Origin of the sequence: Pelomonas lactea, assembly GCF_043555885.1 — a bacterium.
Lineage (GTDB): Bacteria > Pseudomonadota > Gammaproteobacteria > Burkholderiales > Burkholderiaceae_C > Pelomonas > Pelomonas lactea.
This window is the reverse complement of sequence record NZ_JBIGHX010000005.1, coordinates 326,990-348,741: the sequence shown is the minus strand read 5'-3', so window position 1 is coordinate 348,741 and position 21,752 is coordinate 326,990. Positions and strand designations below refer to the sequence as shown.

24 protein-coding genes are annotated in these 21,752 nt (G+C 70.4%); 11 read left to right on the top strand and 13 right to left on the bottom strand.

Annotated elements, in window-relative coordinates:
* Window positions 1–15: 15 nt before the first annotated feature.
* From ACG04Q_RS16730 to ACG04Q_RS16715, 4 genes are read right to left on the bottom strand one after another with little or no spacing between them, the layout of a single operon-like run.
* Window positions 16–495 (bottom strand): T6SS immunity protein Tdi1 domain-containing protein, encoded by a 480-nt coding sequence (locus ACG04Q_RS16730; RefSeq protein WP_394512145.1) that lies wholly within the window; start codon window positions 493–495, stop codon window positions 16–18.
* A gap of 19 nt (window positions 496–514) precedes the next feature.
* Window positions 515–1,372 carry a formyltetrahydrofolate deformylase gene (purU, locus tag ACG04Q_RS16725; protein ID WP_394512143.1) on the bottom strand — a complete coding sequence of 286 codons (858 nt, stop codon included), beginning with the start codon at window positions 1,370–1,372 and terminating at the stop codon, window positions 515–517.
* Entirely contained in the window at window positions 1,369–2,046 is a 678-nt protein-coding gene (gene lolD / locus ACG04Q_RS16720; RefSeq protein WP_394512142.1) for a lipoprotein-releasing ABC transporter ATP-binding protein LolD, read from the bottom strand. Before lolD ends, purU begins: the two co-directional genes overlap by 4 nt.
* Window positions 2,039–3,292, bottom strand: coding sequence for a lipoprotein-releasing ABC transporter permease subunit (locus ACG04Q_RS16715; protein WP_394512141.1), 1,254 nt, complete (start codon window positions 3,290–3,292; stop codon window positions 2,039–2,041). Before ACG04Q_RS16715 ends, lolD begins: the two co-directional genes overlap by 8 nt.
* A gap of 98 nt (window positions 3,293–3,390) precedes the next feature.
* Between ACG04Q_RS16715 and ACG04Q_RS16710 the strand changes: the two genes are divergently transcribed.
* Entirely contained in the window at window positions 3,391–3,939 is a 549-nt protein-coding gene (locus ACG04Q_RS16710) for a histidine phosphatase family protein (protein WP_394512140.1), read from the top strand.
* Between the two features lie 27 nt (window positions 3,940–3,966).
* On the opposite strand, the gene ACG04Q_RS16705 is transcribed toward ACG04Q_RS16710, so the two are convergent.
* The 3 genes from ACG04Q_RS16705 to ACG04Q_RS16695 are packed head-to-tail and all read right to left on the bottom strand — an operon-like array spanning window position 3,967 to window position 7,316.
* Window positions 3,967–4,806, bottom strand: a complete 840-nt coding sequence (locus tag ACG04Q_RS16705; protein ID WP_394512139.1) for an HDOD domain-containing protein — start codon at window positions 4,804–4,806, stop codon at window positions 3,967–3,969.
* Between the two features lie 36 nt (window positions 4,807–4,842).
* Window positions 4,843–6,135, bottom strand: a complete 1,293-nt coding sequence (locus tag ACG04Q_RS16700; RefSeq protein ID WP_394512137.1) for a glycerate kinase type-2 family protein — start codon at window positions 6,133–6,135, stop codon at window positions 4,843–4,845.
* Window positions 6,132–7,316 carry a urate hydroxylase PuuD gene (locus ACG04Q_RS16695; protein ID WP_394512136.1) on the bottom strand — a complete coding sequence of 395 codons (1,185 nt, stop codon included), beginning with the start codon at window positions 7,314–7,316 and terminating at the stop codon, window positions 6,132–6,134. Before ACG04Q_RS16695 ends, ACG04Q_RS16700 begins: the two co-directional genes overlap by 4 nt.
* 197 nt (window positions 7,317–7,513) lie before the next feature.
* On the opposite strand from ACG04Q_RS16695, the gene ACG04Q_RS16690 reads away from it, so the two are divergent.
* A complete protein-coding gene (locus tag ACG04Q_RS16690) occupies window positions 7,514–8,332 on the top strand; it encodes a substrate-binding periplasmic protein (protein ID WP_394512135.1) in 819 nt (272 codons plus the stop codon).
* Here the strand turns inward: ACG04Q_RS16690 and xdhC are convergent.
* From xdhC to uraH, 3 genes are read right to left on the bottom strand one after another with little or no spacing between them, the layout of a single operon-like run.
* Entirely contained in the window at window positions 8,277–9,056 is a 780-nt protein-coding gene (xdhC, locus tag ACG04Q_RS16685) for a xanthine dehydrogenase accessory protein XdhC (RefSeq protein ID WP_394512133.1), read from the bottom strand. The genes ACG04Q_RS16690 and xdhC overlap by 56 nt on opposite strands.
* A complete protein-coding gene (locus ACG04Q_RS16680) occupies window positions 9,049–9,273 on the bottom strand; it encodes a hypothetical protein (protein ID WP_394512131.1) in 225 nt (74 codons plus the stop codon). Before ACG04Q_RS16680 ends, xdhC begins: the two co-directional genes overlap by 8 nt.
* On the bottom strand, window positions 9,263–9,616 hold the full coding sequence (gene uraH, locus ACG04Q_RS16675) for a hydroxyisourate hydrolase (RefSeq protein WP_394512130.1): 354 nt from the start codon (window positions 9,614–9,616) through the stop codon (window positions 9,263–9,265). The genes ACG04Q_RS16680 and uraH overlap by 11 nt, the downstream gene beginning before the upstream one ends.
* A 49-nt stretch (window positions 9,617–9,665) precedes the next feature.
* Between uraH and puuE the strand changes: the two genes are divergently transcribed.
* The 9 genes from puuE to ACG04Q_RS16630 all read left to right on the top strand — a co-directional run bounded on the left by puuE (window position 9,666) and on the right by ACG04Q_RS16630 (window position 18,995).
* The gene (gene puuE, locus ACG04Q_RS16670; protein ID WP_394512128.1) at window positions 9,666–10,622 is read left to right on the top strand and encodes an allantoinase PuuE; all 957 of its coding nucleotides are present in this window, start codon (window positions 9,666–9,668) and stop codon (window positions 10,620–10,622) included.
* Window positions 10,619–12,367 (top strand): 2-oxo-4-hydroxy-4-carboxy-5-ureidoimidazoline decarboxylase, encoded by a 1,749-nt coding sequence (gene uraD, locus ACG04Q_RS16665; protein ID WP_394512126.1) that lies wholly within the window; start codon window positions 10,619–10,621, stop codon window positions 12,365–12,367. The genes puuE and uraD overlap by 4 nt, the downstream gene beginning before the upstream one ends.
* Before the next feature lie 353 nt (window positions 12,368–12,720).
* Window positions 12,721–13,977 carry a M20/M25/M40 family metallo-hydrolase gene (locus ACG04Q_RS16660; protein WP_394512125.1) on the top strand — a complete coding sequence of 419 codons (1,257 nt, stop codon included), beginning with the start codon at window positions 12,721–12,723 and terminating at the stop codon, window positions 13,975–13,977.
* Window positions 13,978–14,090: 113 nt separating this feature from the next.
* Window positions 14,091–14,573, top strand: a complete 483-nt coding sequence (locus tag ACG04Q_RS16655) for a M23 family metallopeptidase (protein ID WP_394512123.1) — start codon at window positions 14,091–14,093, stop codon at window positions 14,571–14,573.
* Window positions 14,543–15,232 carry a hypothetical protein gene (locus ACG04Q_RS16650; protein ID WP_394512122.1) on the top strand — a complete coding sequence of 230 codons (690 nt, stop codon included), beginning with the start codon at window positions 14,543–14,545 and terminating at the stop codon, window positions 15,230–15,232. Before ACG04Q_RS16655 ends, ACG04Q_RS16650 begins: the two co-directional genes overlap by 31 nt.
* 156 nt (window positions 15,233–15,388) lie before the next feature.
* Entirely contained in the window at window positions 15,389–16,426 is a 1,038-nt protein-coding gene (locus ACG04Q_RS16645) for an ABC transporter substrate-binding protein (RefSeq protein WP_394512120.1), read from the top strand.
* A gap of 3 nt (window positions 16,427–16,429) precedes the next feature.
* Window positions 16,430–17,242 (top strand): ABC transporter ATP-binding protein, encoded by an 813-nt coding sequence (locus ACG04Q_RS16640; protein WP_394512118.1) that lies wholly within the window; start codon window positions 16,430–16,432, stop codon window positions 17,240–17,242.
* Complete coding sequence (locus tag ACG04Q_RS16635; RefSeq protein WP_394512116.1) at window positions 17,239–17,991, top strand: ABC transporter permease; 753 nt, start codon at window positions 17,239–17,241, stop codon at window positions 17,989–17,991. Before ACG04Q_RS16640 ends, ACG04Q_RS16635 begins: the two co-directional genes overlap by 4 nt.
* 23 nt (window positions 17,992–18,014) lie before the next feature.
* A complete protein-coding gene (locus ACG04Q_RS16630) occupies window positions 18,015–18,995 on the top strand; it encodes a porin (RefSeq protein ID WP_394512115.1) in 981 nt (326 codons plus the stop codon).
* Here the strand turns inward: ACG04Q_RS16630 and ACG04Q_RS16625 are convergent.
* Genes ACG04Q_RS16625 through ACG04Q_RS16615 form a run of 3 tightly spaced genes read right to left on the bottom strand, consistent with a single transcriptional unit; the run spans window position 18,992 to window position 21,746 of the window.
* Window positions 18,992–20,281 carry a hypothetical protein gene (locus tag ACG04Q_RS16625; protein WP_394512114.1) on the bottom strand — a complete coding sequence of 430 codons (1,290 nt, stop codon included), beginning with the start codon at window positions 20,279–20,281 and terminating at the stop codon, window positions 18,992–18,994. The genes ACG04Q_RS16630 and ACG04Q_RS16625 overlap by 4 nt on opposite strands.
* Before the next feature lie 2 nt (window positions 20,282–20,283).
* Window positions 20,284–21,078: a hypothetical protein gene (locus tag ACG04Q_RS16620; RefSeq protein WP_394512113.1), complete on the bottom strand. Its 795-nt coding sequence runs from the start codon at window positions 21,076–21,078 to the stop codon at window positions 20,284–20,286.
* Window positions 21,079–21,083: 5 nt separating this feature from the next.
* Window positions 21,084–21,746, bottom strand: a complete 663-nt coding sequence (locus ACG04Q_RS16615; protein WP_394512111.1) for a hypothetical protein — start codon at window positions 21,744–21,746, stop codon at window positions 21,084–21,086.
* Window positions 21,747–21,752: the final 6 nt, after the last annotated feature.

The window sequence follows — 21,752 nt, the reverse complement described above, 5'->3', positions numbered from 1 at the left end:
CAGCGATGCTCTGCTCTATTTCAACAGGATTGATCCGACGGGAGCGCCGTCGGGCAGGTCCATCACCTGGCGATGGATCTGCCCCTGGATCGAGAAGTGCACCGCGAGGTCCGTCGGCTCGTAGTTGTCGGTACTGAAGGTGCCTCCAAGCACCGGCGGCTTGATGAAGCCCCACACCTGCCCCGGCTGCAAAGTGCGGCCCGCCACCTTCATCTCCGCGATCGCTTCCACTTCGAAGAAGGCGCGCACGAAGTCCTCTTCGTCGATGAGGCCGCGAAATTCGTCCACAGAATCGGCCACCCGGACGAGCTTGCCTTCCCCCGCGTCAAGCAGATGGATGGAGCCGTCCTGAATGTCCTGGACAAAGGCGTTGCCGATGGCGGCGAACAGGATGGGCAGCCGGTGTTCACCGATCAGCCAATGCCACTCGGACAGCAGGTCGGCCCGCTGGTCGGGGTCGAAGGCCGTCGTCAGATCGGCGAATGTGATGGCCATGGGAACTTCGCGTGCCGCGTCAGCGGAACACCACGGTCCGGTTGCCATTCAGCAGCACCCGATGCTCCGCATGCCACTGGATGGCCCGCGCCAGCGCCACGCATTCCATGTCGCGGCCGATGCCGACGAGCTGCTCGGGCGGCATGCTGTGGTCGATGCGGGCGACTTCCTGCTCGATGATCGGGCCCTCGTCGAGGTCGCTGGTCACGTAGTGGGCCGTGGCGCCGATCAGCTTCACACCGCGCTCGTAGGCCTGGTGGTAGGGCTTGGCGCCCTTGAAGCTGGGCAGGAAGCTGTGGTGGATGTTGATCGCACGGCCCGACAGGTCGCGGCACAGCTCGGGCGACAGGATCTGCATGTAGCGCGCCAGCACGACGAGGTCGATCTTGTTCTCGGCGATGACCTCGCGGATCTTGGCCTCCTGGGCCGCCTTCTGCGCGTCCGTGCCGCCCAGCAGCGGGAAGTGGTGGAACGGAATGTTGTGCGACGCCGCGAGCTGATAGAAGTCGCGGTGGTTGGACACGATGGCCGGGATCTCGATCGGCAGATGCCCCGTCTGCACGCGGAACAGCAGGTCGTTCAGGCAATGGCCCAGCTTGGAGACCAGCAGCAGCACGCGGGTCTTGCGGGCGCGGGCGACGAGTTCCCAGTCCATGCCGAACTCGCCGGCCAGCGGCGCAAACGCGGCCTGCAGCGCGGCTTCCTCGGCCGTGGCCTCGAACTCGATGCGCATGAAGAAGCGCCGGTGGTCCGCATCGCCGTGCTGGTGCGACGTGATGATGTTGCCGCCCTGTTGCAGCAACACGCCGGTGACGGCGTGCACGATGCCGGCGCGGTCGGGGCAGGAGAGCTTGAGAACGAAGCGAGGTGCGGTCATGACTGGAATTGGCCCTTGACCAGGTGCAGCTGCCGGTCGCAGCGTGCCGCCAGGTCGCGGTCGTGGGTGACGAGGACAAACGCCGTGCCCAACTCGCGGGCACGTTCGAGCATCAGCGCGAACACGGCGTCGGCGGTGTCGCGGTCGAGGTTGCCGGTGGGCTCGTCGGCCAGCACGCAGGCCGGGCGCGTGACGAGTGCGCGGGCGATGGCCACGCGCTGGCGCTCGCCGCCGGAGAGTTCCGCCGGGCGGTGCTGCACGCGGTCCTGCAGGCCCACGCGGGCCAGCATCTCGGCGGCCGCCTCGCGCGCCTGCGCCGGCGTCTGGCGGCGGATGCGCAGCGGCATGGCCACGTTGTCCAGCGCCGAGAACTCGGGCAGCAGGTGGTGGAACTGGTAGACGAAACCCAGGTGCTGGTTGCGCCAGCGACCGCGCTCGGCTTCGTCCATGGACGCGAAGGACTGCCCCTTCAGCGTGACGCTGCCGGTGGTGGGCTGGTCCAGCCCGCCCAGCAGGTGCAGCAGCGTGGACTTGCCCGAGCCCGACGCGCCGATGATGGCCAGCGTCTCGCCGCGCTTCACGGCCAGGTCCACGCCGCGCAGCACGGTGACGTCGAGGCTGCCTTCCTTGAAGCGGCGGGTCAAGCCGGTGGCCTGGATGACGGCGTCATTCATAGCGCAGCGCCTCCGCCGGCTGCACGCGGCTGGCGCGCCAGCTCGGGTAGAGCGTGGCGAGGAAGGCCAGGCTCAGCGAGCCGATGGCGATGGGGACGATGTCGCCGCTCTGCGGGTCGCTGGGCATCTGGCTGATCAGGTAGATGCTGCCCGGCAGGAAGCTGACATTCAGCAGGTGTTCGATGGCGGGCACGATGACGTCGATGTTGAAGGCGATCAGCAGGCCCAGCACCACGCCGGCCAGCGTGCCGATGATCCCGGACGCCGCGCCCTGCACGATGAAGATACCCATGACCGAGCGGGGGCTGGCGCCCAGCGTGCGCAGGATGGCGATGTCGCTCTGCTTGTCGGTCACGGTCATCACCAGCGTGGAGACAAGGTTGAAGGCCGCGACGGCAACGATGAGCGTCAGCACGATGCTCATCATGCGTTTCTCGATCTGCACGGCGTCGAACCAGGTCGCGTTGGAGCGTGTCCAGTCGCGCACGAGGATCTCCGGGCCCATCTGGCCGGCCAGGTCGGCCGCCACGCGGCGGGCGTCATGCACGTCGCGCAGCTTGAGCTGTACGCCGGTCGGGCCGTCGGTGCGGAACAGCTTGGCCGCGTCGTCCACGTGCACCAGCGCCAGGCCCGAGTCGTACTCGTAGTGGCCGGAATGGAAGACACCCACGATGTTGAAGCTCTTCAGCCGCGGCACCACGCCGGCCGGCGTGACCTGGCCGCCCGGCGCGACGACGGTGATCTTGTCGCCCTCGCCCACGTTCAGCTGGCGGGCCAGCTCGGCGCCCAGCACGATGTTCCAGGCGCCGGGGACGAGCCTGGCGTAGGTGTCCTTGAGCTGCGCGCCCAGGCCGGTGACGGTGGCCTCCTCGGCCGGCGAGATACCGCGGATGACGGCGCCGCGCATGTCCTCGCCGCGGGCGATCAGGCTCTGGTTGGCCACGAACGGCGCCGCACCGATGACGGCCGGGTTCTGGCGCGCCTTGGCGGCGGTGGCCTGCCAGTCGGGCAGTGCCTGGCCCGAATAGTTCAGCAGCTCAACGTGCGCGATGACGTTGAGCATGCGGTCGCGCACTTCCTTCTGGAAGCCGTTCATGACCGACAGCACGACGATGAGCGCCATCACGCCCAGCGCGATGCCCACCATGGAGGCGCCGGAGATGAAGCTGATGAAGGCGTTGCGCCGCCCGCCGCGGCCGGCGCGCACGTAGCGCCAGCCGACCTGGAGTTCAAACGGCGAAGGCATGGGGCGGGGCGAAGGCAGGCTGCATGGGGCCGGGATGGTAACTGGCCGACTCCGCCGAGAATGCTCGCCACCCCGGTACCCGGGCTTCTGGAGATGCGATGAAGCGCTTGTCCTTCCTGTCGGCGGCCTGCCTGCTGACAGCGTCCCTGGCCTTGCCGGCGCGGGCGGCGCCGGATCTGGTCATCGTCGTGCGCCACGCCGAGAAGGCCGCCGAAGGGGGCAGCGACCCCGCGCTGTCACCCGCCGGGGAGCAGCGCGCGCAGGCCCTCGCCCAGGCGCTGGCCGGTCTGCGCGTGAACGCCATCGTGACGACGCAATACCAGCGCACCCGCGCCACCGCCGCGCCGCTGGCGCAGGCGCTGGGCTTGCAGCCGCAGGTCATCGAGACGCGACGCGGCGACATGCCGGGCCACGTGCAGGCCGTGGCCGACGCGGTGCGCGCCCAGACCGGCACGGTGCTGGTGGTGGGCCACAGCAACACGGTGACGCCGCTGCTGGCGGCATTGGGCGGGCCGAAGTTGCCGGAGCTGTGCGAGACCAGCTTCCATCACGCCTTCGTGCTGCAGCCGGCGGCCGCGCCATTGCGCTGGGCGCAACTGAGCTATGGCGCGCCGAGCGCGGCGCCGCCCGAGTCCGGCTGCCTGTAGCGCGCCGGGGCAAGCGCGCCCAGGGGGTCAGTGCAGCAGTTGCTCCACCTCGGCCGCCGGGTCGCCAGCTGCGGCCACCTTCGCGGCCAGCATGTCCAGGTCCAAGTGCAGGTGTTCGATGAGTTCGGGCACGGCCACCTTCAGCGCCTGCACCGGCTCGTCGCGATGCTCGGCGGCGTCGGCCAGCACCTCGGCCAGGTGCAGCACGGCGGCAAGCAACGAGAACGGTCGAACCTCCAGTGGCATGTTGGCGTCCTTGAAAGCCGCCACCATGCGATCGGGGAAGTGCCAGTGCGCCGCCAGCGACGCGGTCACGTCGGCATGCGTGCAGCCGAAGCGGTGCTCCTCCAGCGAGAAACGGCTGCCGGGCTCGGCGGCATGGGCCTCCACGTCGGCCACCAGTTGCGGCGCATCGGCGGCCATCAGCAACTGGCCGGTGCGCAGCATCAGGCCGGCGAGGTAGGCGGTGTCGGTGGTCGCGCCATCGGCGCCCAGCATGCGGGTCAGGATGCGCGCGTAGTTGGCGGTGGCGATGCTGTGGCGCCAGAACAGCGTGCGATCCAGGCCCTGCACCTTGGGGAAGGCGCCGCTGAGGCAGGCGGCCATGGCCAGGTTGCGCAGCGTCTCAAGCCCCAGTGCGTGGGCGGCGTCGATGACGGTGGCGATCTGGTGCGAGGGGCTGTAGTGCGCCGAGTTGGCCAGCCTCAGCACCTTGGCGGTCAGCGCGCCGTCCTTCTCGATGAGGGCCGCGATCTGGGCCAGCCCCACGTTGTCGTCGTCGAAGCTCTTCAGCAGCCGGGAGGCCACCTCGGGCATGGTGGGCAGGGCGTTGTGCTTGACGAAGAAACGCTCGGCGGCTGCGGTCATCGTGGACTCCTTCGGGACGCTGAAGTGCGACCCAGTCTAGGGCGGCAACACCAGCATTGCGCGGAAATCGTTCACGTTCGTGAAGCTCGGGCCCACGCTCAGTAGATCCCCCAGCGGCGCAAAGAAGCCGGCGCTGTCATGGCCGTCCAGCAGGGCCTGCGGGTTCAGCCCGAGCGCGCGGGCGCGGGCCAGGCTGGTGGGCGTCAGCAGCGCGCCCGCGTGCGGCCCGACGCCGTCGATGCCGTCGGTGTCGGCGGCCAGCGACCACACGCCCGGCTCGCCCTGCAGCGCCAGCGCACAGCCCAGCAGGAACTCGGTGGCGCGGCCGCCCCGCCCCGCCTGCCGGGCGGCGTCGACGGTGACCGTCGTCTCGCCGCCGGACAGGATGACGCACGGGGCCGTGAACGGCTCGCCGCGGCGCGCGACGGCGCGGGCCAGCGCCGCATGCATGCCGCCGATGACGCGCGACTCGCCTTCGATCTCGTCGCTCAGGATGTGCGCGGCCAGGCCCTGGGCGCGCGCCGCGTCAGCGGCGGCCTCCAGGCTCATCTGCGGCGTGGCGAGCAGGCGCAGCTCATGGCCCGCCAGGCGGGGATCGCCGGGCTTGGGCGTCTCGAATGCACCGGACGTCAGCCCCTCGCGCGCCGCCGCGGGCAGGTCCAGCCGGTAGCGGCGGCAGATGGCCAGTGCGTCGGCGCATGTGCTTGCGTCGGCGACCGTCGGGCCGGAGGCGATGACGGCGGGGTCGTCGCCGGGCACGTCGCTGATGGCCAGCGTCAGCACGGCGGCCGGCGCGCAGGAGGCGGCCAGCCGCCCGCCCTTGATCCCCGAGAGGTGCTTGCGCACGCAGTTCATCTCGGCAATGGACGCGCCGCTGGCCAGCAGCGCACGGTTGATGGCCTGCTTGTCGGCCAGCGTGAGGCCCGGCGCCGGCAGGCTCAGCAGCGCCGAGCCACCGCCGGAGATCAGGCAGATGACGAGGTCGTCCGCCGTGAGGCCGCGCGTCATCGCCAGCAGCGCCTCGGTGGCGGCCAGGCCGGCGGCGTCCGGCACCGGGTGCGCGGCCTCGACGACCCGCAAGCGGCGCGGCCGGTACCCCGGCGGCACATGGCCGTAGCGCGTGATGACCAGTCCCGACAGCGGTGCGTCGGCGGGCCAGGCGGCCTCCAGCGCCTGCGCCATCGCGCCGCCTGCCTTGCCGGCACCCAGCACCAGCGTTCGTCCCTTCGGCGGCGGTGGCAGGTGCCGGGCCAGCACCCGCCCCGGCAGCGCCCGCGCGACGGCCACGTCGTAGAGCTGGCGCAGCAGCGCGCGCGGGTCGAGCGTCATGGCTGCAGCGCCCAGCGGCCGATCAGCGCGCGTTCTTCGTCGGTGATCTGCGTCGCGTTGTTCAACGGCATGGCACGCTGCACGACGACCTGCTGGTAGATCTGCGCCCTGTGCGCCGTCAGCGCCTCGGCGGAGTCCAGCCGCACGCCCTTCTGCGCCGCCTCGCCCGTATGGCAGGCCAGGCAGCGCTGCGTGGCGATGGCCTGCACCTGGGCCAGCGTGACCGGCGCGGCGGCCGCCACCGCGGGGGCGGGCCTGGGCGCCATCCACGTGATGAGCCCGGCCAGCAACGCCAGCGCGAGCACCACGGCGCCCCAGCTGTTGACGCCCTTGTGCCGCTTCACGAAGAACACGCGGATGGCCACGCCCGCGGCCATCAGCACGCACAGTACCGCCCAGTTGTGCGGGTGCTGGTGCAGCATGCCGTAGTGGTTGCTCAGCATCGCGATCAGCACCGGCAGGCCGAACCAGGTGTTGTGGACGCTGCGCTGCTTGCCACGCTGGCCAAAGATCGGGTCGGGCTTCTGACCCGCGCGCATCTGGGCGATGACCTTCTTCTGGCCCGGGATGATCCAGTGTGCGACGTTGGCCGTCATCATCGTCGCCAGCGTGGCGCCGACGATGAGGAAGGCCGCGCGGCCGGCGAACAGCTGGCAGGCCAGCCAGCTGGCGAAGACGACGAAGGCCGCGACGACGGCCAGCACGCGGTCGTCGTTGCCGATCTGGCCGTCCCGCGTGCGGCCCAGCGTCAGGCAGGCGATGTCGTAGACGGCCGTGCCCACGACCAGAAAGCCCAGCGCCGCGCATACCGCCTGCCACGGCGCGCCCCAGGCGTGCACGCGCGGGTCGATCAGCATCTGGCTGGCGTTGAACAGGTAGAGCACAACGAACAGCGCGAAGCCGCTCATCCACGTCCAGTAGCTCTCCCAGTAGAACCAGTGCAGATCCTTCGGGAGATTGCCTGGCGCGACCAGGTACTTCTGCGGGTTGTAGAAGCCGCCGCCGTGCACGGCCCAGAGTTCGCCGTCCACGCCCTTGGCCCTGAGGTCGTCGGCGGTGGGCTTGACGAGGTGGTTGTCCAGCCAGACGAAGTAGAAGGAGGCGCCGATCCAGGCGATGACGGTGATGACGTGCAGCCACCTCAGCAGCAGGTTGGCCCAGTCGAGCAGGTAGATGTCCATGACGCGGTGGAGTTCTCGAGCAGCCCCACCACGGCGGGTGCTGTGGGGCCCATGGGTCGCGTCCGCAGACCTCACGAGGCCTGACACCGCTGCGACTGGCGACGGAGTGTATGCAGCCGCCATGCCAGCCGTGGCACTCGTCACGCGCGCGCCCCGACGATGCGGCACGAGCGGGCCGGCGCGCACACAATCGCGCCATGCCTGCCCGACCGCTCCGGCCGACTGCCGCCCTGGCCCTGCAGTGGCTGGCGGCGCCGCCGCCCGCGCTGGCGCAGGAGGCGCCCACGGTGAGGCTGGCCACCAACGTGGAGCGCAGCTACTTCCCACCCGCCGAGGCGCTGTTGCGCAAGGCCTATGCGAGCCTGGGCCTGCGGGTGGAGTTCGTGCAGTGGCCGCTGAACCGCGCCCAGGTGGAGCTGGCCGCCGGCCGGCTGGATGGCGTGGCCATGCGCACGGACATCTTCTTCACGCAGCTGCCCGCCGTGCGCAAGGTGGACGTGCCGCTGCTGACGCTGCACGTCTACGCCTTCGCGCGTCCGCCCTGCCCGGCCGCGGTGCGCCTGGAAGACCTGACGCACCGCCGCATCAGCCACCAGCGCGGCATGGTGGCCGTGGAGGCGCTGGTGCCCGAGGCCGTGCGGCTGCCGGCCAACACGCCCAGCGACGCCTTCCTGATGGTGGGCATGGGTGCGGCCGACTATGCGCTGATGCTGTCCACGCCGTGGATGTCCGAGCTGCCGGTGCTGACCCGCCAGGGCAGCCTGTGCCGCGTGGCGACACCGCTGAGCCAGACGGTGCTCTATCACGGCGTTCACGAATCGCAGGCCGGCCGCGTGGCGGCGCTGGAGCAGGCGCTGCGCGCGATGCGTGAGCGCGGCGAGATCCAGCAGGCCTGGACGGCCTACGAGCGCGAGATCGCCTCGCAGAACAGCGGCCTGCAGGCGCAGCCCGGCCGCAGCCTCACGCTGACGCCGGCGGCAGCGCCAGGATCTGCGCCAGCACAGCCACCGCGATGACGGCCGGCTGCTTGCCGGCGATGCCAGGCACGCCGATGGGGCAGACCACCCGGACCAGGTCGTCGTCCGTGAAGCCGCGCGCCGCCAGCCGCTGACGAAAGCTCGCCCACTTCGTCTTGCTGCCGATGAGACCGATGAAGGCCAGGTCGCCACGCTCGCGCTGGCGCTTCAGGCAGGCGGCGACGAGGTTGAAGTCCTCGGCATGGCTGTAGCTCATCAGCAGCACGGCCGCGCCGGGCGCCAGGTCCGCCACGGCGTCGGCGATGGGGTGCACGGCCTCCTGGCGCCAGTGCGCCGGGGGTGGCTCGGCGGGGAAGGCGTCCTCGCGGCTGTCCACCCAGTGCAGCGCCAGCGGCAGGTCGCGCGCGATGCGGGCGATGGCATGGCCCACGTGACCCGCCCCGAACAGCGCCAGCGGCCGCAGCGGCCCGGCGGGCAGCCGGGCCTGCAGGTTCTCGCCGGCCGCCACACGTTCGAAGCGCAGCCAGACGACGCCGCCACAGCACTGCCCCAGGCCCGGGCCGAGCGGGTAGCGCACCTCGGCTTCCAGTGCGTCGCCGGCCAGCGCGGCGCGGGCGCGGGCGATGGCGTCGAACTCCAGATGCCCGCCGCCCACCGTGCCGGTGAAGCCATCGGGCGTGACCGCCATCCACGCGCCCGCTTCGCGGGGCACGCTGCCCGACGTGCGGGCCACGGTGACGAGGATGCAGGACCCGTCAGCCACGCCGGGCTCCTCGCTTCATGCGCAGCCGCTTGAAGCGCAGGAACGTGCCGACGCCCAAGGCAGCCAGCATGCCTCCCAACAGGAACTTGCCCAATGCTGCGGCCACCGCACCGCCGCCCCAAAAGCCCACCGTCGCGAGCGCGTCGGCGAGCCCGTAGAGGCCATCACCCAGACCTTCAGCCCAGCGAGACCGGACTGGTTTGCGCTCAGCTGCCACGGTAGGTCGAGTAGCTCCACGGTGACGCCAGCAGCGGCACGTGGTAGTGCGAGGCCTCGTCGGCGATGCCAAAGTCCAGCGGCACCTCGTCGAGGAAGGCCGGCTCCGGCAGCTTCTCGCCGCGGGCGCGGAAATAGGCGGCCACCTCGAAGACCAGGCGGTAGCGGCCGGCCGTGAAGGTCGCGCCTTCCAGCACCGGCCCATCGGCGCGGCCATCCCCGTTCAGGTGCAGGCTGCGCAGCCATTTGGGGCCGTCCGCCTCCAAACGGTACAGCCGCACGGCCATGCCGGCCGCCGGGCAGCCGTTCGCGGTGTCCAGCACATGTGTTGTCAGTTTGCCCATCGAAGCTCCGTGGCCTGTTGCCGCATGCGGCTTGATGCAAAGTGTAGGGATGACGACGCCCCGCTACCCCCGCGACCTCATCGGCTACGGCGAGAACCCACCCCACGCGCAATGGCCGGGCCAGGCCCGCGTGGCCGTGCAGTTCGTGCTGAACTACGAGGAGGGCGGCGAGAACTCCGTGCTGCACGGCGACGCCGGCAGCGAGCAGTTCCTGTCGGAGATGTTCAACCCGGCCAGCTACCCGGCACGGCACCTGAGCATGGAAGGCATCTACGAGTACGGCTCGCGGGTCGGCGTGTGGCGGCTGCTGAAGGAGTTCGAGCAGCGCGCGCTGCCGCTGACGGTGTTCGGCGTCGGCATGGCGCTGGAACGGCACCCTGACGTGACGCAGGCCTTCGTGGAGCTGAACCACGAGATCGCCTCTCACGGCTGGCGCTGGATCCACTACCAGGGCATGGACGAGGACACCGAGCGCGCGCACATGGCGCAGGCGATGGCCAGCCTCAAGCGCCTGACGCTGGGCCGTGACCCACACGGCCTGGGCTGGTACACCGGGCGCGACAGCCCCGCCACGCGCCGGCTCGTGGCCGACTTCGGCGGCTTCGAGTACGACAGCGACTACTACGGCGACGACCTGCCCTTCTGGCTGCAGGTCAGGAAGACCAATGGCGACCTGGCGCCTCACCTCGTCGTGCCCTACACGCTGGACTGCAACGACATGCGCTTCGCGCTGCCGCAGGGCTTCAGCCACGGCGAGCCGTTTTTCCAGTACCTGAAGGACACATTCGACGTGCTCTACGCGGAAGGCGCCGACAGCCCGAAGATGATGAGCATCGGCATGCACTGCCGGCTGCTGGGCCGCCCGGGGCGGATGCGTGCGCTGCAGAAGTTTCTCGACCACATCGAGGCCCATGACCGCGTGTGGGTGTGCCGGCGGCTGGACATCGCGCGGCACTGGAAAGCCACCCACCCCTTTGACGCCAAGACCGCTTTCGTTTGGGAATGATGACGCTCGACGACCTCAACAACGCCAGCGCGGCCGACTTCGTCACGCTGCTGGACGGCACCTACGAACACTCGCCGTGGATTGCCGAGCGCGCCGCGGCCGCCCGCCCGTTCAAGTCTCTCGCCGCGCTGAAGGTGGCGCTGGCGCGCGTCGTGCGCGAGGCGACGCTGGACGAACAGCTGGGCCTGATCCGCGCGCACCCCGAGCTGGCCGGCAAGGCCGCCGTGGCGGGGGCGCTGACGGCCGAGTCGACGAACGAGCAGCAGAAGGCGGGCTTGACGGCCTGCACGCCGGAGGAGTTCGCGAAGCTGCAGCAGCTCAATGCCGACTACAACGCGCGCTTCGGTTTCCCGTTCATCCTGGCCGTGCGTGGGCCACGCGGCACCGGCTTCACGCGGCAGGAAATCATCGCTACCTTCGAGCGCCGGCTGCGCGCGCACCCGGGCGTGGAACGCGCCGAATGCCTGCGGCAGATCCACCGCATTGCCGAGATCCGGTTGAACGACAAGTTCGGCACCAAGCCCGCCCTGGGCGAGCAGCTGTGGGACTGGGCCGCGACGCTGGCCGTACACAGCGAGACCGACGACTTCCTGACCTGCACCTACGCCACGCCCGCGCACAGCGCCGTCGCCGAGCAGCTGATGACGTGGATGCGCGAGTGCGGTTTCGACAGCGTCACTCGCGACGCTGTCGGCAACGTCGTCGGCATCTACAACGGCACCGGTGAGCAGCGCCTGCTGACCGGCAGCCACTACGACACCGTGCGCCGCGCCGGCCGCTTCGACGGGCGGCTGGGCATCTTCGTGCCGATGCTGGTCGTGCGCGAGCTGCACCGGGCGGGCCGTCGCCTGCCGTTCGGCATCGAGGTGGTCGGCTTCTCCGAAGAGGAGGGGCAGCGCTACGCGGCGACCTTCCTCGCATCGAGCGCGCTGACGGGCGCCTTCGAGCCGGCCTGGCTGGACCAGACCGACACCGCCGGCGTGACGCTGCGCGACGCGATGCAGTCGGCGGGCCTGCCGGGCACGCTGGACGCCATCGCCGCCTGCAAGCGCGACGCGTCGCGCTACCTCGGCTTTGTCGAAGTCCACATCGAGCAAGGCCCGGTGCTGGACAGCCTGGACCTGCCGCTGGGCATCGTCACCAGCATCAACGGCAGCCGCCGCTACACCGGCGAGGTCGTCGGCCTGGCCAGCCACGCGGGCACCACGCCGATGGGCCAGCGCCGCGACGCGGCCGCGGGCGTGGCGGAGCTGATCCTGTTCGCCGAGAAGCGCGCGGCCAGCGTGCCCGACGTGGTCGCCACGGTGGGCATGCTGGAAGTGCCGTCGGGCTCCATCAACGTCATCCCCGGCCGCTGCCGCTTCAGCCTGGACCTGCGCGCCACGACCGACGAGGCCCGCGACGCGCTGGACGCCGACGTGCGCGCCGAGCTGGACGCCATCTGCCAGCGCCGCGGCCTGAGCTTCACGCTGCAGCCGACGGTGGCCGCCAATGCCGCGCCGAGCAACGCCGCCTGGCAGTCGCGCTGGGAAGCGGCCGTTGCCGAACTCGGCCTGCCGCTGCGCCGCCTGCCCTCCGGCGCCGGCCATGACGCGATGAAGCTGCACGAGTTGCTGCCGCAGGCCATGCTGTTCGTGCGCGGCGGCAATGGCGGCATCAGCCACAACCCGTTGGAGTCGGTGACGGTGGATGATGCGGAGCTGGCGATCAGCGCCTTTGAACGGCTGATCAACGCGCTGCGCTGAATGGTGCTCATGGGCTCACCAACTCCACCGCTTCTCAGTCAGCTACGCTGGCGCAAGCGACTTGTCGACGGCGCGTTCGTCATAGGCGGCTGTTGGATGTTCGGGGCCGCCTGGATCTCTCGGGAAACCGGGTTTTCGCCCGTCGCCATAGGGCTGGGCGGCACACTCATGACCGGCCTCGCGTTCGCCTTGGGAATCTGGCTGATCCGTTGTCCGAATTGCGGCCACAGCCTTTTCTGGCACGCCATTTCCAAGCAATCTGTCGGTCGCTGGTTGCACTGGCTGCTTGATGTCAACGAATGCCCCAGATGCGGATACACCGCGCAGGAATCACCAGCCAAATCCGTCTCACCATGACTCAATCTGTCAACAGCATCGACACCTGGATTGCCTCGCACTTCGACGACCAAGTCCGCTTCCTCCAGCAACTCGTCCGCATCCCCACCGACACCCCGCCCGGCAACAACGCGCCGCACGCGGACCGCACGGCGGAGCTGCTGACCGAGCTGGGCTTTGAGGTCGAGAAGCACGTGGTGCCCGCGGCCGTCGTCAAGCGCGGCGGCATGCAGTCGGTGACCAACCTTGTCGTGCGCCACCGCTTCGGCACCTACGGCCCGAAGATCGCGCTGAACGCGCATGGCGACGTCGTGCCGCCGGGCGAGGGCTGGACGCATGACCCGTACGGAGCCGAGATCGTGGACGGCAAGCTCTACGGCCGTGCAGCCGCCGTCAGCAAGAGCGACTTCGCGACCTACACGTTCGCGCTGCTGGCGCTGAAGCACTCCGGCCTGCCGCTGCGGGGCGCGGTGGAGCTGCACTTCACCTACGACGAGGAGTTCGGCGGCGAGCTGGGCCCGGGCTGGCTGCTGCGCGAAGGCATCGTGCGGCCGGACCTGCTGATCGCCGCGGGCTTCAGCTACCAGGTGGTCACCGCCCACAACGGCTGCCTGCAGATGGAAGTGACGCTGCACGGCCTGGCCTCGCACGCCGCCTACCCGGACACCGGCGTCGACGCGCTGCAGGCTGCAACGAAGCTGCTGACCGCGCTGTACGCGCACAACGACGTGCTGAAGACGCGCCGCTCCGCCGTGCCTGGCATCACCCACCCCTACCTCAACGTGGGCCGCATCGAAGGCGGCAGCAACACCAACGTCGTGCCCGGCAAGGTGGTGCTGAAGCTGGACCGCCGCATGATCCCCGAAGAGAACCCGGCCGAGGTGGAGGCCGAGGTGCGCGCGCTCATCGAGAGCACCGTCGCCGACATCAACAAGACAAGCCCGGGCATCCGCCTGGAGATCAAGCGCCTGCTACTCGCCAACTCGATGAAGCCGCTGCCCGATGCCGACACGCTGGTGGCGACGCTGCAGAAGCACGGCGAGGCCGTGTTCGGCGAGCCCATCCCGACGTCGGGCACGCCGCTGTACACCGATGTGCGGCTCTACACCTCGCAGGGCATCCCGGCCGCCATCTATGGCGCCGGTCCGCGCACGGTGCTGGAGAGCAATGCCAAGCGCGCCGATGAGCACCTGGTGCTGGATGACCTCAGGCGCGCGACGCAGGTGGTGGCCCGCACGCTCGCGGAACTGCTGGCCCGGCGCGTCGGCGCATGAGCGCTTGCCAGCGCCCCAAAAGTTGTGGAGCGGCCGTTTGACGATGCACCGCTGAGTTCCAAGAATGGCCCGGCCTTGCGCAATGCCGCCGGGCACACCTGGAAAGGGAGCTCATGCACGCATCCATCACCTGGCCGCTCGTCAGCAACATCATTCGCGGCAGCAAGTTGAACCACACGTTCGGCATGGTCCGCAAGAACGCCGACGGCACGCCGCGCCCGCACCAGGGGTGGGACTTCAGCGCCAAGGTCGGCGAGCCCGCCTATGCCATCTGCGACGGCACCGTCGTGCTGGTCAAGACGGGGGGCGACTATGGCCTGCGGCTGGCGTTCGAGTTCGAGCTGGAGGGCACGACGTATTACGCGTTCTACGCCCACCTGCAACAGGTGTTCGTCGCCGAAGGCGCCACCGTAACCCGCAACCAGCTGATCGCCAAGACCGGCAACTCGGGCAACGCCGAAAGCCTGGCCGACAGCGAGGATCACCTGCATTTCGAGATCCGCACGAAGAACCCGCCCGGGCTCGGCCTGAAGGACCGCGTCAGTCCGCTGGTCGTGTTCGGCAAATGTCCGCTGAACGCCGCGATTCCCGGATGAACCTCAGGCACCTTCACCGCCCCCTGGCGGCTGCGGCGCTCTGGCTGCTGGCAGGCGCGGGCGAGGCTGCCGGCGCCGAGCCCGGCAACGCGCAGGCATGGCCGAGAAACGCCAGCCACCCGCCGGCCCGGGACGTCCCCTTGCCGCCAGGCGCCACGTGCACCGCCCACGTGGCGATGGACGCGCAACAGGGGGTCCTGGTCTGCCGCGATGCGGGCGAGCCCGGCGTCAGTCTGTGGTCGGTTCGCCAGGCAAAGGACGAACCCTCGCCCCGGTTCGTGCGGCTCCTGCGCTGGCGGGGCGCTGCGGGTGCGCGCCTGTCCTGGCATCACGCGCCGAGCTGCCCGGCGGACGCCGCCTGCCCCCAGGGCGTGCTGCTCGCCGATGCCTTCGACGACTACTGCATGGGCACCACCGTGCTGGTTGCCGACCCGCCCCGGCCGCCCAAGGTGGCGGGGCGCATTACCGAGCTGATCGAGGTGGCTGGAGATCTCCAATGCGTCGGCGCGACGGCCGCGCTGGCGGGTGCCGAGGAGCGCATCGACATCGTCGTTGCCGAACCCCTGCTGCGCCAGACCCCGGCAGGGCTCTATGTGCCCATCGATCCGCCCATGAGCTATCGCCTCGCGAAAGGCAAGCTGCTGCGCATCAAGCGCTGATCGCTCCTGCAGCGCCGGGCTGTTCCGGTGCATGGATGCACATGACGCGGCCATCGTGCCGCACCGGCGTGCATCAACGCCCCTGAAGTTGCAGGCACAGAGCTTGCAAAAGCCTCCGTCGGGCGCACTGCCGCGCCCGATGCCGACGGAGATTGCATGCGACTGAGCCGACGCGCCCTGGCCACCTTGACGGCCGCCCTTGTTGCCTGGGGCGCCGCCCCGTCCGCTGCTCTGGCGCAGACGACCCCCATCAAGTTCCAGCTTGACTGGCGCTTCGAGGGCCCCTCGGCGCTGTTCCTGCTGCCCACGGCCAAGGGCTATTTCAAGGACGAGAAGCTGGACGTGACGGTGGACGCCGGCAACGGCTCCGGCGGCGCGGTGACGCGCGTGGCGTCCGGGTCCTACGACATCGGCTTTGCGGACATGGCCGCGCTGATGGAGTTCCACGCCAACAACCCCGATGCGCCGAACAAGCCGGTCGCCGTCATGGTGGTCTACAACAACACGCCGGCCGCGGTGCTGACGCTGAAGAAGAGCGGCATCAAGACGCTGGCCGACCTGACGGGCAAAAAGCTCGGCGCGCCGGTGTTCGATGCCGGCCGGCGCGGCTTCCCCATCCTCGCCAAGGCCAACAAGCTGGGCGCCGTCACCTGGGTCAGCATGGACCCGCCGCTGCGCGAGACCATGCTGATGCGCGGCGACGTCGACGCCATCACCGGCTTCTCGTTCACGTCGCTGCTGAACCTGGAGGCGCGCGGCGTGAAGACGGCCGACGTGCAGCTGTTCCCCTACGCCGAGAACGGCGTGAAGCTGTACGGCAACGTCATCATCGCGAGCCCGAAGTTCGTGAAGGAGAAGCCGGAGGCGCTGAAGGCCTTCCTGCGCGCCTTCACGAAGGGCGCCCGGGAGGTGCTGGCCAAGCCCGATGACGCGATCGCATTCGTCAAGGAGCGCGACGGCATCATCAACGTGGACCTGGAGAAGCGCCGGCTGCGCATGGCGATCAGCGACGCCATCGCCAGCCCGGATGCGCGCGCCGAGGGCTTCGGCCAGCTGAATGCGGCGCGGCTGTCGCTGATGGCCAGCCAGGTGTCGGACACCTACGGCACCAAGACGCGCGTGGACGCCGGCGCCGTGTGGAACGGCGGCTTCCTGCCGTCCGCTGCGGAACTGAACATCCTGCCCAAGAAGTAGGCCGTGGAATCGTTTGTCGATTTCCGAGACGTCTGGCTGGCCTACAACGACGACCTGCTCCAACAGGGCAGGTTCGCCGTCGAAGCCATCGACCTGAAGGTCGCGCGCGGCGAGTTCATCGCCATCGTCGGGCCGTCGGGCTGCGGCAAGTCCACGTTCATGAAGCTGGCCACCGGGCTGAAGCCGCCGTCGCGCGGCGAGATCCGCGTGGACGGCCGCACCGTGCACGGCCCGCTGAAGATCAGCGGCATGGCCTTCCAGTCGGCGTCGCTGCTGCCGTGGCGCACGACGCTGGCCAACGTCATGCTGCCGCTGGAGATCGTCGAGCCCTACCGCTCCGAGCTGAAGGCCAAACGGCCCGAGTTCGAAGCCCGCGCCCGCGCGCTGCTGGCCCGGGTCGGCCTGGCCGGCTATGAAGACAAGTTCCCGTGGCAGCTGTCGGGCGGCATGCAGCAGCGCGCCAGCATCTGCCGCGCGCTGATCCACGAGCCCCAGTTGCTGCTGCTGGACGAACCCTTCGGCGCGCTGGATGCCTTCACGCGCGAGGAGCTGTGGTGCATCCTGCGCGACCTGCAGGCCGCGCAGGGCTTCAACGTCATCCTCGTCACGCACGACCTGCGCGAGTCGGTGTTCCTGGCCGACAGCATCTACGTGATGAGCAAGAGCCCGGGGCGCATCGTGCTCAAGCGCGAGGTGCCACTGCCGCGCCCGCGCGAGCTGGACATCACCTACACGCCCGAGTTCGGCGAGATCGTCCACGAACTGCGCGGCCACATCGGCGCGCTGAAGAAGGCTGGTGCGGAGATCGCCCAATGAAGCTGCAGCGTCATGCCCACTGGCTGTTGCTGGCCGTCATCCTGGCGCTGTGGCAGAGCGTCTGCGGCCTGTTCGACGTCTCCGAGTTCCTGTTCCCCAGCCCGGCGCGCATCGCGCAGCAGTTCTGGGAGCACCACGACGTGATCCTCGCCCACGCCTGGCGCACCTGGTGGGTCACGATGCTGGGCTTCGCGATCTCCATCGTCGTCGGCACGCTGCTGGGTTGCCTGATGGGCAGCTCCAAGCTCGCCTACTCGGCCATGTACCCGCTGATGACGGCGTTCAACGCGCTGCCCAAGGCGGCCTTCGTGCCCATCCTCGTCGTGTGGTTCGGCATCGGCGTGGGGCCCGCGGTGCTGACGGCCTTCCTGATCAGCTTCTTTCCCATCATGGTCAACATCGCCACCGGCCTGGCAACGCTGGAGCCCGAGCTGGAGGACGTGCTGCGCGTGCTGGGCGCCAGGCGCTCCGACGTGATGTGGAAGGTGGGCCTGCCGCGGGCCATGCCCTATTTCTTCGGCGCGCTGAAGGTGTCCATCACGCTGGCCTTTGTCGGCACGACGGTGTCGGAGATGACGGCCGCCAACGAAGGCATCGGCTACCTGCTGATCTCGGCCGGCTCGTCCATGCAGATGGGCCTGGCCTTCGCCGGCCTGCTGGTGGTCGGCGCGATGGCGATGGCCATGTACGAATTCTTCGCCGTGCTGGAGCGCCGCCTGACCGGCTGGGCGCACCGCGGACAGACCTGATCAACAACACGAGGAGAACCTCCATGGACAAGAAGATCCTGCTGGCCACCGTCATCGCGCTGGCCACCGCTCCGGCGCTCGCGCAGAGCAGCGTGACCGCGTTCGGCCTCATCGACATGAGCGTCGGCAGCACGAAGACCCCCGGTGCGACCGCGTCGGTGCTGGGCGCCGACAGCGGCAAGATGACCACCAGCCACTTCGGTTTTCGCGGCAACGAGGACCTGGGCGGCGGCCTCTCGGCCATCTTCCAGCTGGAAGGCTTCCTGCGCGCGGACGTCGGCGCCAGCGGCCGCTCCAACACCGACAACTTCTGGGCGCGCAACGCGCTGGTGGGCCTGGCCAGCAAGGAATGGGGCACGCTGAAGGTGGGCCGCAACACGACGACGCTGTTCGTCGCGACGCTGAGCTTCAACCCCTTCGGCGATTCGTTCGGCTACTCGCCCAGCATCCGCCACATCTTCACCAGCGGCACCGTCACCGGCGACTCCGGCTGGAGCGACTCGGTGCTGTACACGACGCCCAATTTCAGCGGCTTCACCGGCAGCGTCTTCGTCGCCGCCGGCGAGGGCCAGGGCGGCCGCAACGTGGCCGCCAGCGGCACCTACGTCAGCGGCCCGCTGGCCGGCGCGCTGGTCTACCAGCAGGTCAAGAAGGACGGCGGCGCCACGCCGGTGGACGACACCACCGTCTGGATGGGCAACGGCTCTTACGACTTCGGCGTCGTCAAGGTGTTCGGGCAGTACGCCCAGGTCACCAACGACACGAAGAACGTCGACTACAAGATCTACGAGGCCGGCGTGAGCATCCCCGTGGGCGCCGCCAAGCTGCTGGCGCAGTACGGCCAGATCAGCCCCACCAGCGGCGCGGGCCGCAAGACCTGGACGGTGGGCTACGACTACTGGCTGTCCAAGCGCACGGACCTGTACGCCGTGGCCATGATCGACAGACTCAGCAACCTGAGCGCCGGCGAGAGCTTCTCGGTGGGCATGCGCCACCGGTTCTAACGCACGCCGCTCAGCACCTGCTGCCGCTGCGCCAGTTCCGCGGGCTCGAACGGGCTCAGGCCGGGCTTGTCCGCGTACAGGCGGTACAGCGCCGCGAGGTTGGCGCGCAGTTGCGCATCCTGCGGCGCCATGGCCAGCGCCCCCAGCAAGGCCCGGCCCAGCCGCTGCGCCGAGGCGGCGTCGGCCGGCGTGTCGCTGAGCGCCGACACCGCCGCCAGGTTGGCCGCGGCCGCCGAGGCCGGCAGCCGGGCGCGGGCCTGCGCGAACAGCGCGGCCGCGGCGGCACGGTCGCCCCGGGCCCAGGCGAGCTGGCCACGCAGCGCGGCGGCCAGACCCCAGGCGGCGGGGGCCTCGTCACCGGGCACGGCGGCCTCGTAGCGGGCCAGCGCCGCGTCGGTGAACTGCGCGATGCGCGCACGCTCGGCGTCGCCGACGCTCCCCACCTGCAGGCGCAGCCAGCCGGCCACGCCCAGCGCGTAGTCCAGCTCCGGCAGCCAGCGTGACAGCGACCACTCCGGCACGCTGTCGTCGCCACTGCGCGCCCGCACCCAGCCGGCCGGCAGGCCCGGGCGCATGGGCTGCAGCTGCAGCCAGTCGCCGCGCTGCGCGGTGATCCAGTACGGCAGCCCCTCGCCGGGCGCGCTCGGCAGCGCCACGCCCGGGGCCGCCGCGTCCGGCTGCGGCCGCACGCGCAACGCGGCACGGGACGCCGCGTCGATGCGAGCCAGCTCGTCCACCCGCAGCCGGCGCGGTGCGAAGGCCAGCGCCTGCATCGGCAGCGCCGCCTGCAGCGTCTCGCCACCCCAGCCCAGCGACAGCGTTTCCGGCTGCAGGCCGCTGCCAGTGGTGGCCCCCTGGCGCGCGAAGCGCAGATAGGTCTGCACGAACAGCTCGCCGTCCTGCTCGAAGAACCGCCCCCACAGCACGACGACCGCCTGCCCGGGCGCCAGCGTGCCGCCCAGCGCGCCGCCACGGCTGACACGGCCCAGCACCTCATCGACATCGCAGGTGGCGCCGGGCGACGCCACCAGGTCCACCGCGCCGATGGACCCCAGCGGCAACATGCCCATCAGCAGCTGCAGGAGGGCCAGCGACGACAGCTGCCGGCCGGTGGCCAGCAGCCGGGGGCTGCCGGACTCCACCCGCCACGGCAGCACCAGCGCATTGACGGCGGCGCCGCGGAAGACGAAGGGGTCGGAACAGTCCCGGGCCATCATGCCGGCCCGCGCAGAGGGGCTGGCCCCGAGCGCCAGCAGCAGGCAGGCGGCGAACAGCAGGCGGGCCATGGTCACTCCTCGCCGGCGCAGGGTTGCGCCGGGTTCTGCAGCCGCAACAGGCCGGCCTTGGGGTAGGCCGGGTCCGCCAGCGCATCGCGCAGCGCCTTCGCCGCACCGTCCTGCACGAAGTGCTGCAACGCCGTCAGCTCGGTCTTGGCGCGGCCCGCCAGCGGCCGCTTGAGCAGCGCGCCCAGCAGCCGCGTGGCGCGGCACAGGTTGGCGTGGGCGGGGTCGAAGCGGCGCTCGCGCAGCAGCTTCAGGCCCAGGCTGGTGGCGATGAAGGCGTCCAGGTCCTGCGGGCGGGCCACCAGCTGCACGGCGTCCTGCGCGGGCGCGGCGCCCGCCTCGGGGTAGCGCAGCCGCTGCAGCGCGGCGGCCGGCACCGCCTCACGCTGGTCGGCCGCGAAGCGCAGCGGCACCAGCAGGTAGTTCATCTGCGCGGACAGCACCGGCGGCGTGCCGTCGCGGTCCACCGCGCCCCACACCTCCAGCAGCACGCGCTGGTCGTTGAGCTGCTCGACGACCTCGGGGCTGAACTCGCTGCCATCCAGCGCCGGCGCGCGGCGGGGGCAGGCCCGGAAGGCCACGGGCGTCGCGTCGGGGTTGATCCACTGCTCGTCGCGCTCGCGGTCCAGCGCGAACTGCAGCCGACGCAGGAAGCCGTCGACGGCGGCGCGGTCCGTCATCGCGCCACCGCTGGGCTCGCTGAGCAGCACGGTGAAGCTGTTGGGCGCCGGCGCGCAGTTGACGACGGCGGCCTGGGCGCCGCCGGCGCCCAGCAGCAGGGCTAGCAGCAGGGATCTCATGGGCGTCACTCCAGGTTGGCAATGGCTTCGTCGAGCACCTTCTTCAGCCGCGGGTAGGCCTCGGCCGGCGCGGAGACCTCGCCGCCGATGCGCTCCTGCAACTCCGCGGGCCGGCCGGCCACGGCGGCGTTGACGAAGTCCCGGTAGCGGCGCAGCTGCGGCAGCGCCTTGCGGCAGCCGTTGTCGCCGACGAGCCCCACCAGCGTGCGGTGGGCGCCGATGTCGTAATGCTGGTTGCGCTTGAGCAGCAGCGGCGGCAGCACGCGGCACAGCAGCTCGGGGTCGCGCACGGCCATGGCCTCCAGGCCCCGCGTGGCGGCCACCGCGTGCAGATCGGTGCGGCGCAGCTCCATCAGCAGCGCGGGCAGCGCCGGCTCGCCAAACGAGGCCAGCACGACGGCGGCGTTGTTGAGCTTGCCGAGGTCGTCCTCCTGCGTCAGCGTCTGCAGCACCGCCAGCATCTCCTTGGTGTAGCTCAGGTCCAGCTGGCGCTGCTTGATGGCCAGGTCCACCGAGTCCTTGACCCAGTAACCCAGCACCAGCAGCACGATGCCGGCCAACAGCTTGGGCGCCTCGCCGCCCATCCAGCCCAGCAGCCGTGCCGGCAGCGAAGGCGGGGCCGCCGACGGCTTGGGCGGCGGGGTGGGTGAGGGGCCGGGATAGCTCATCACCGC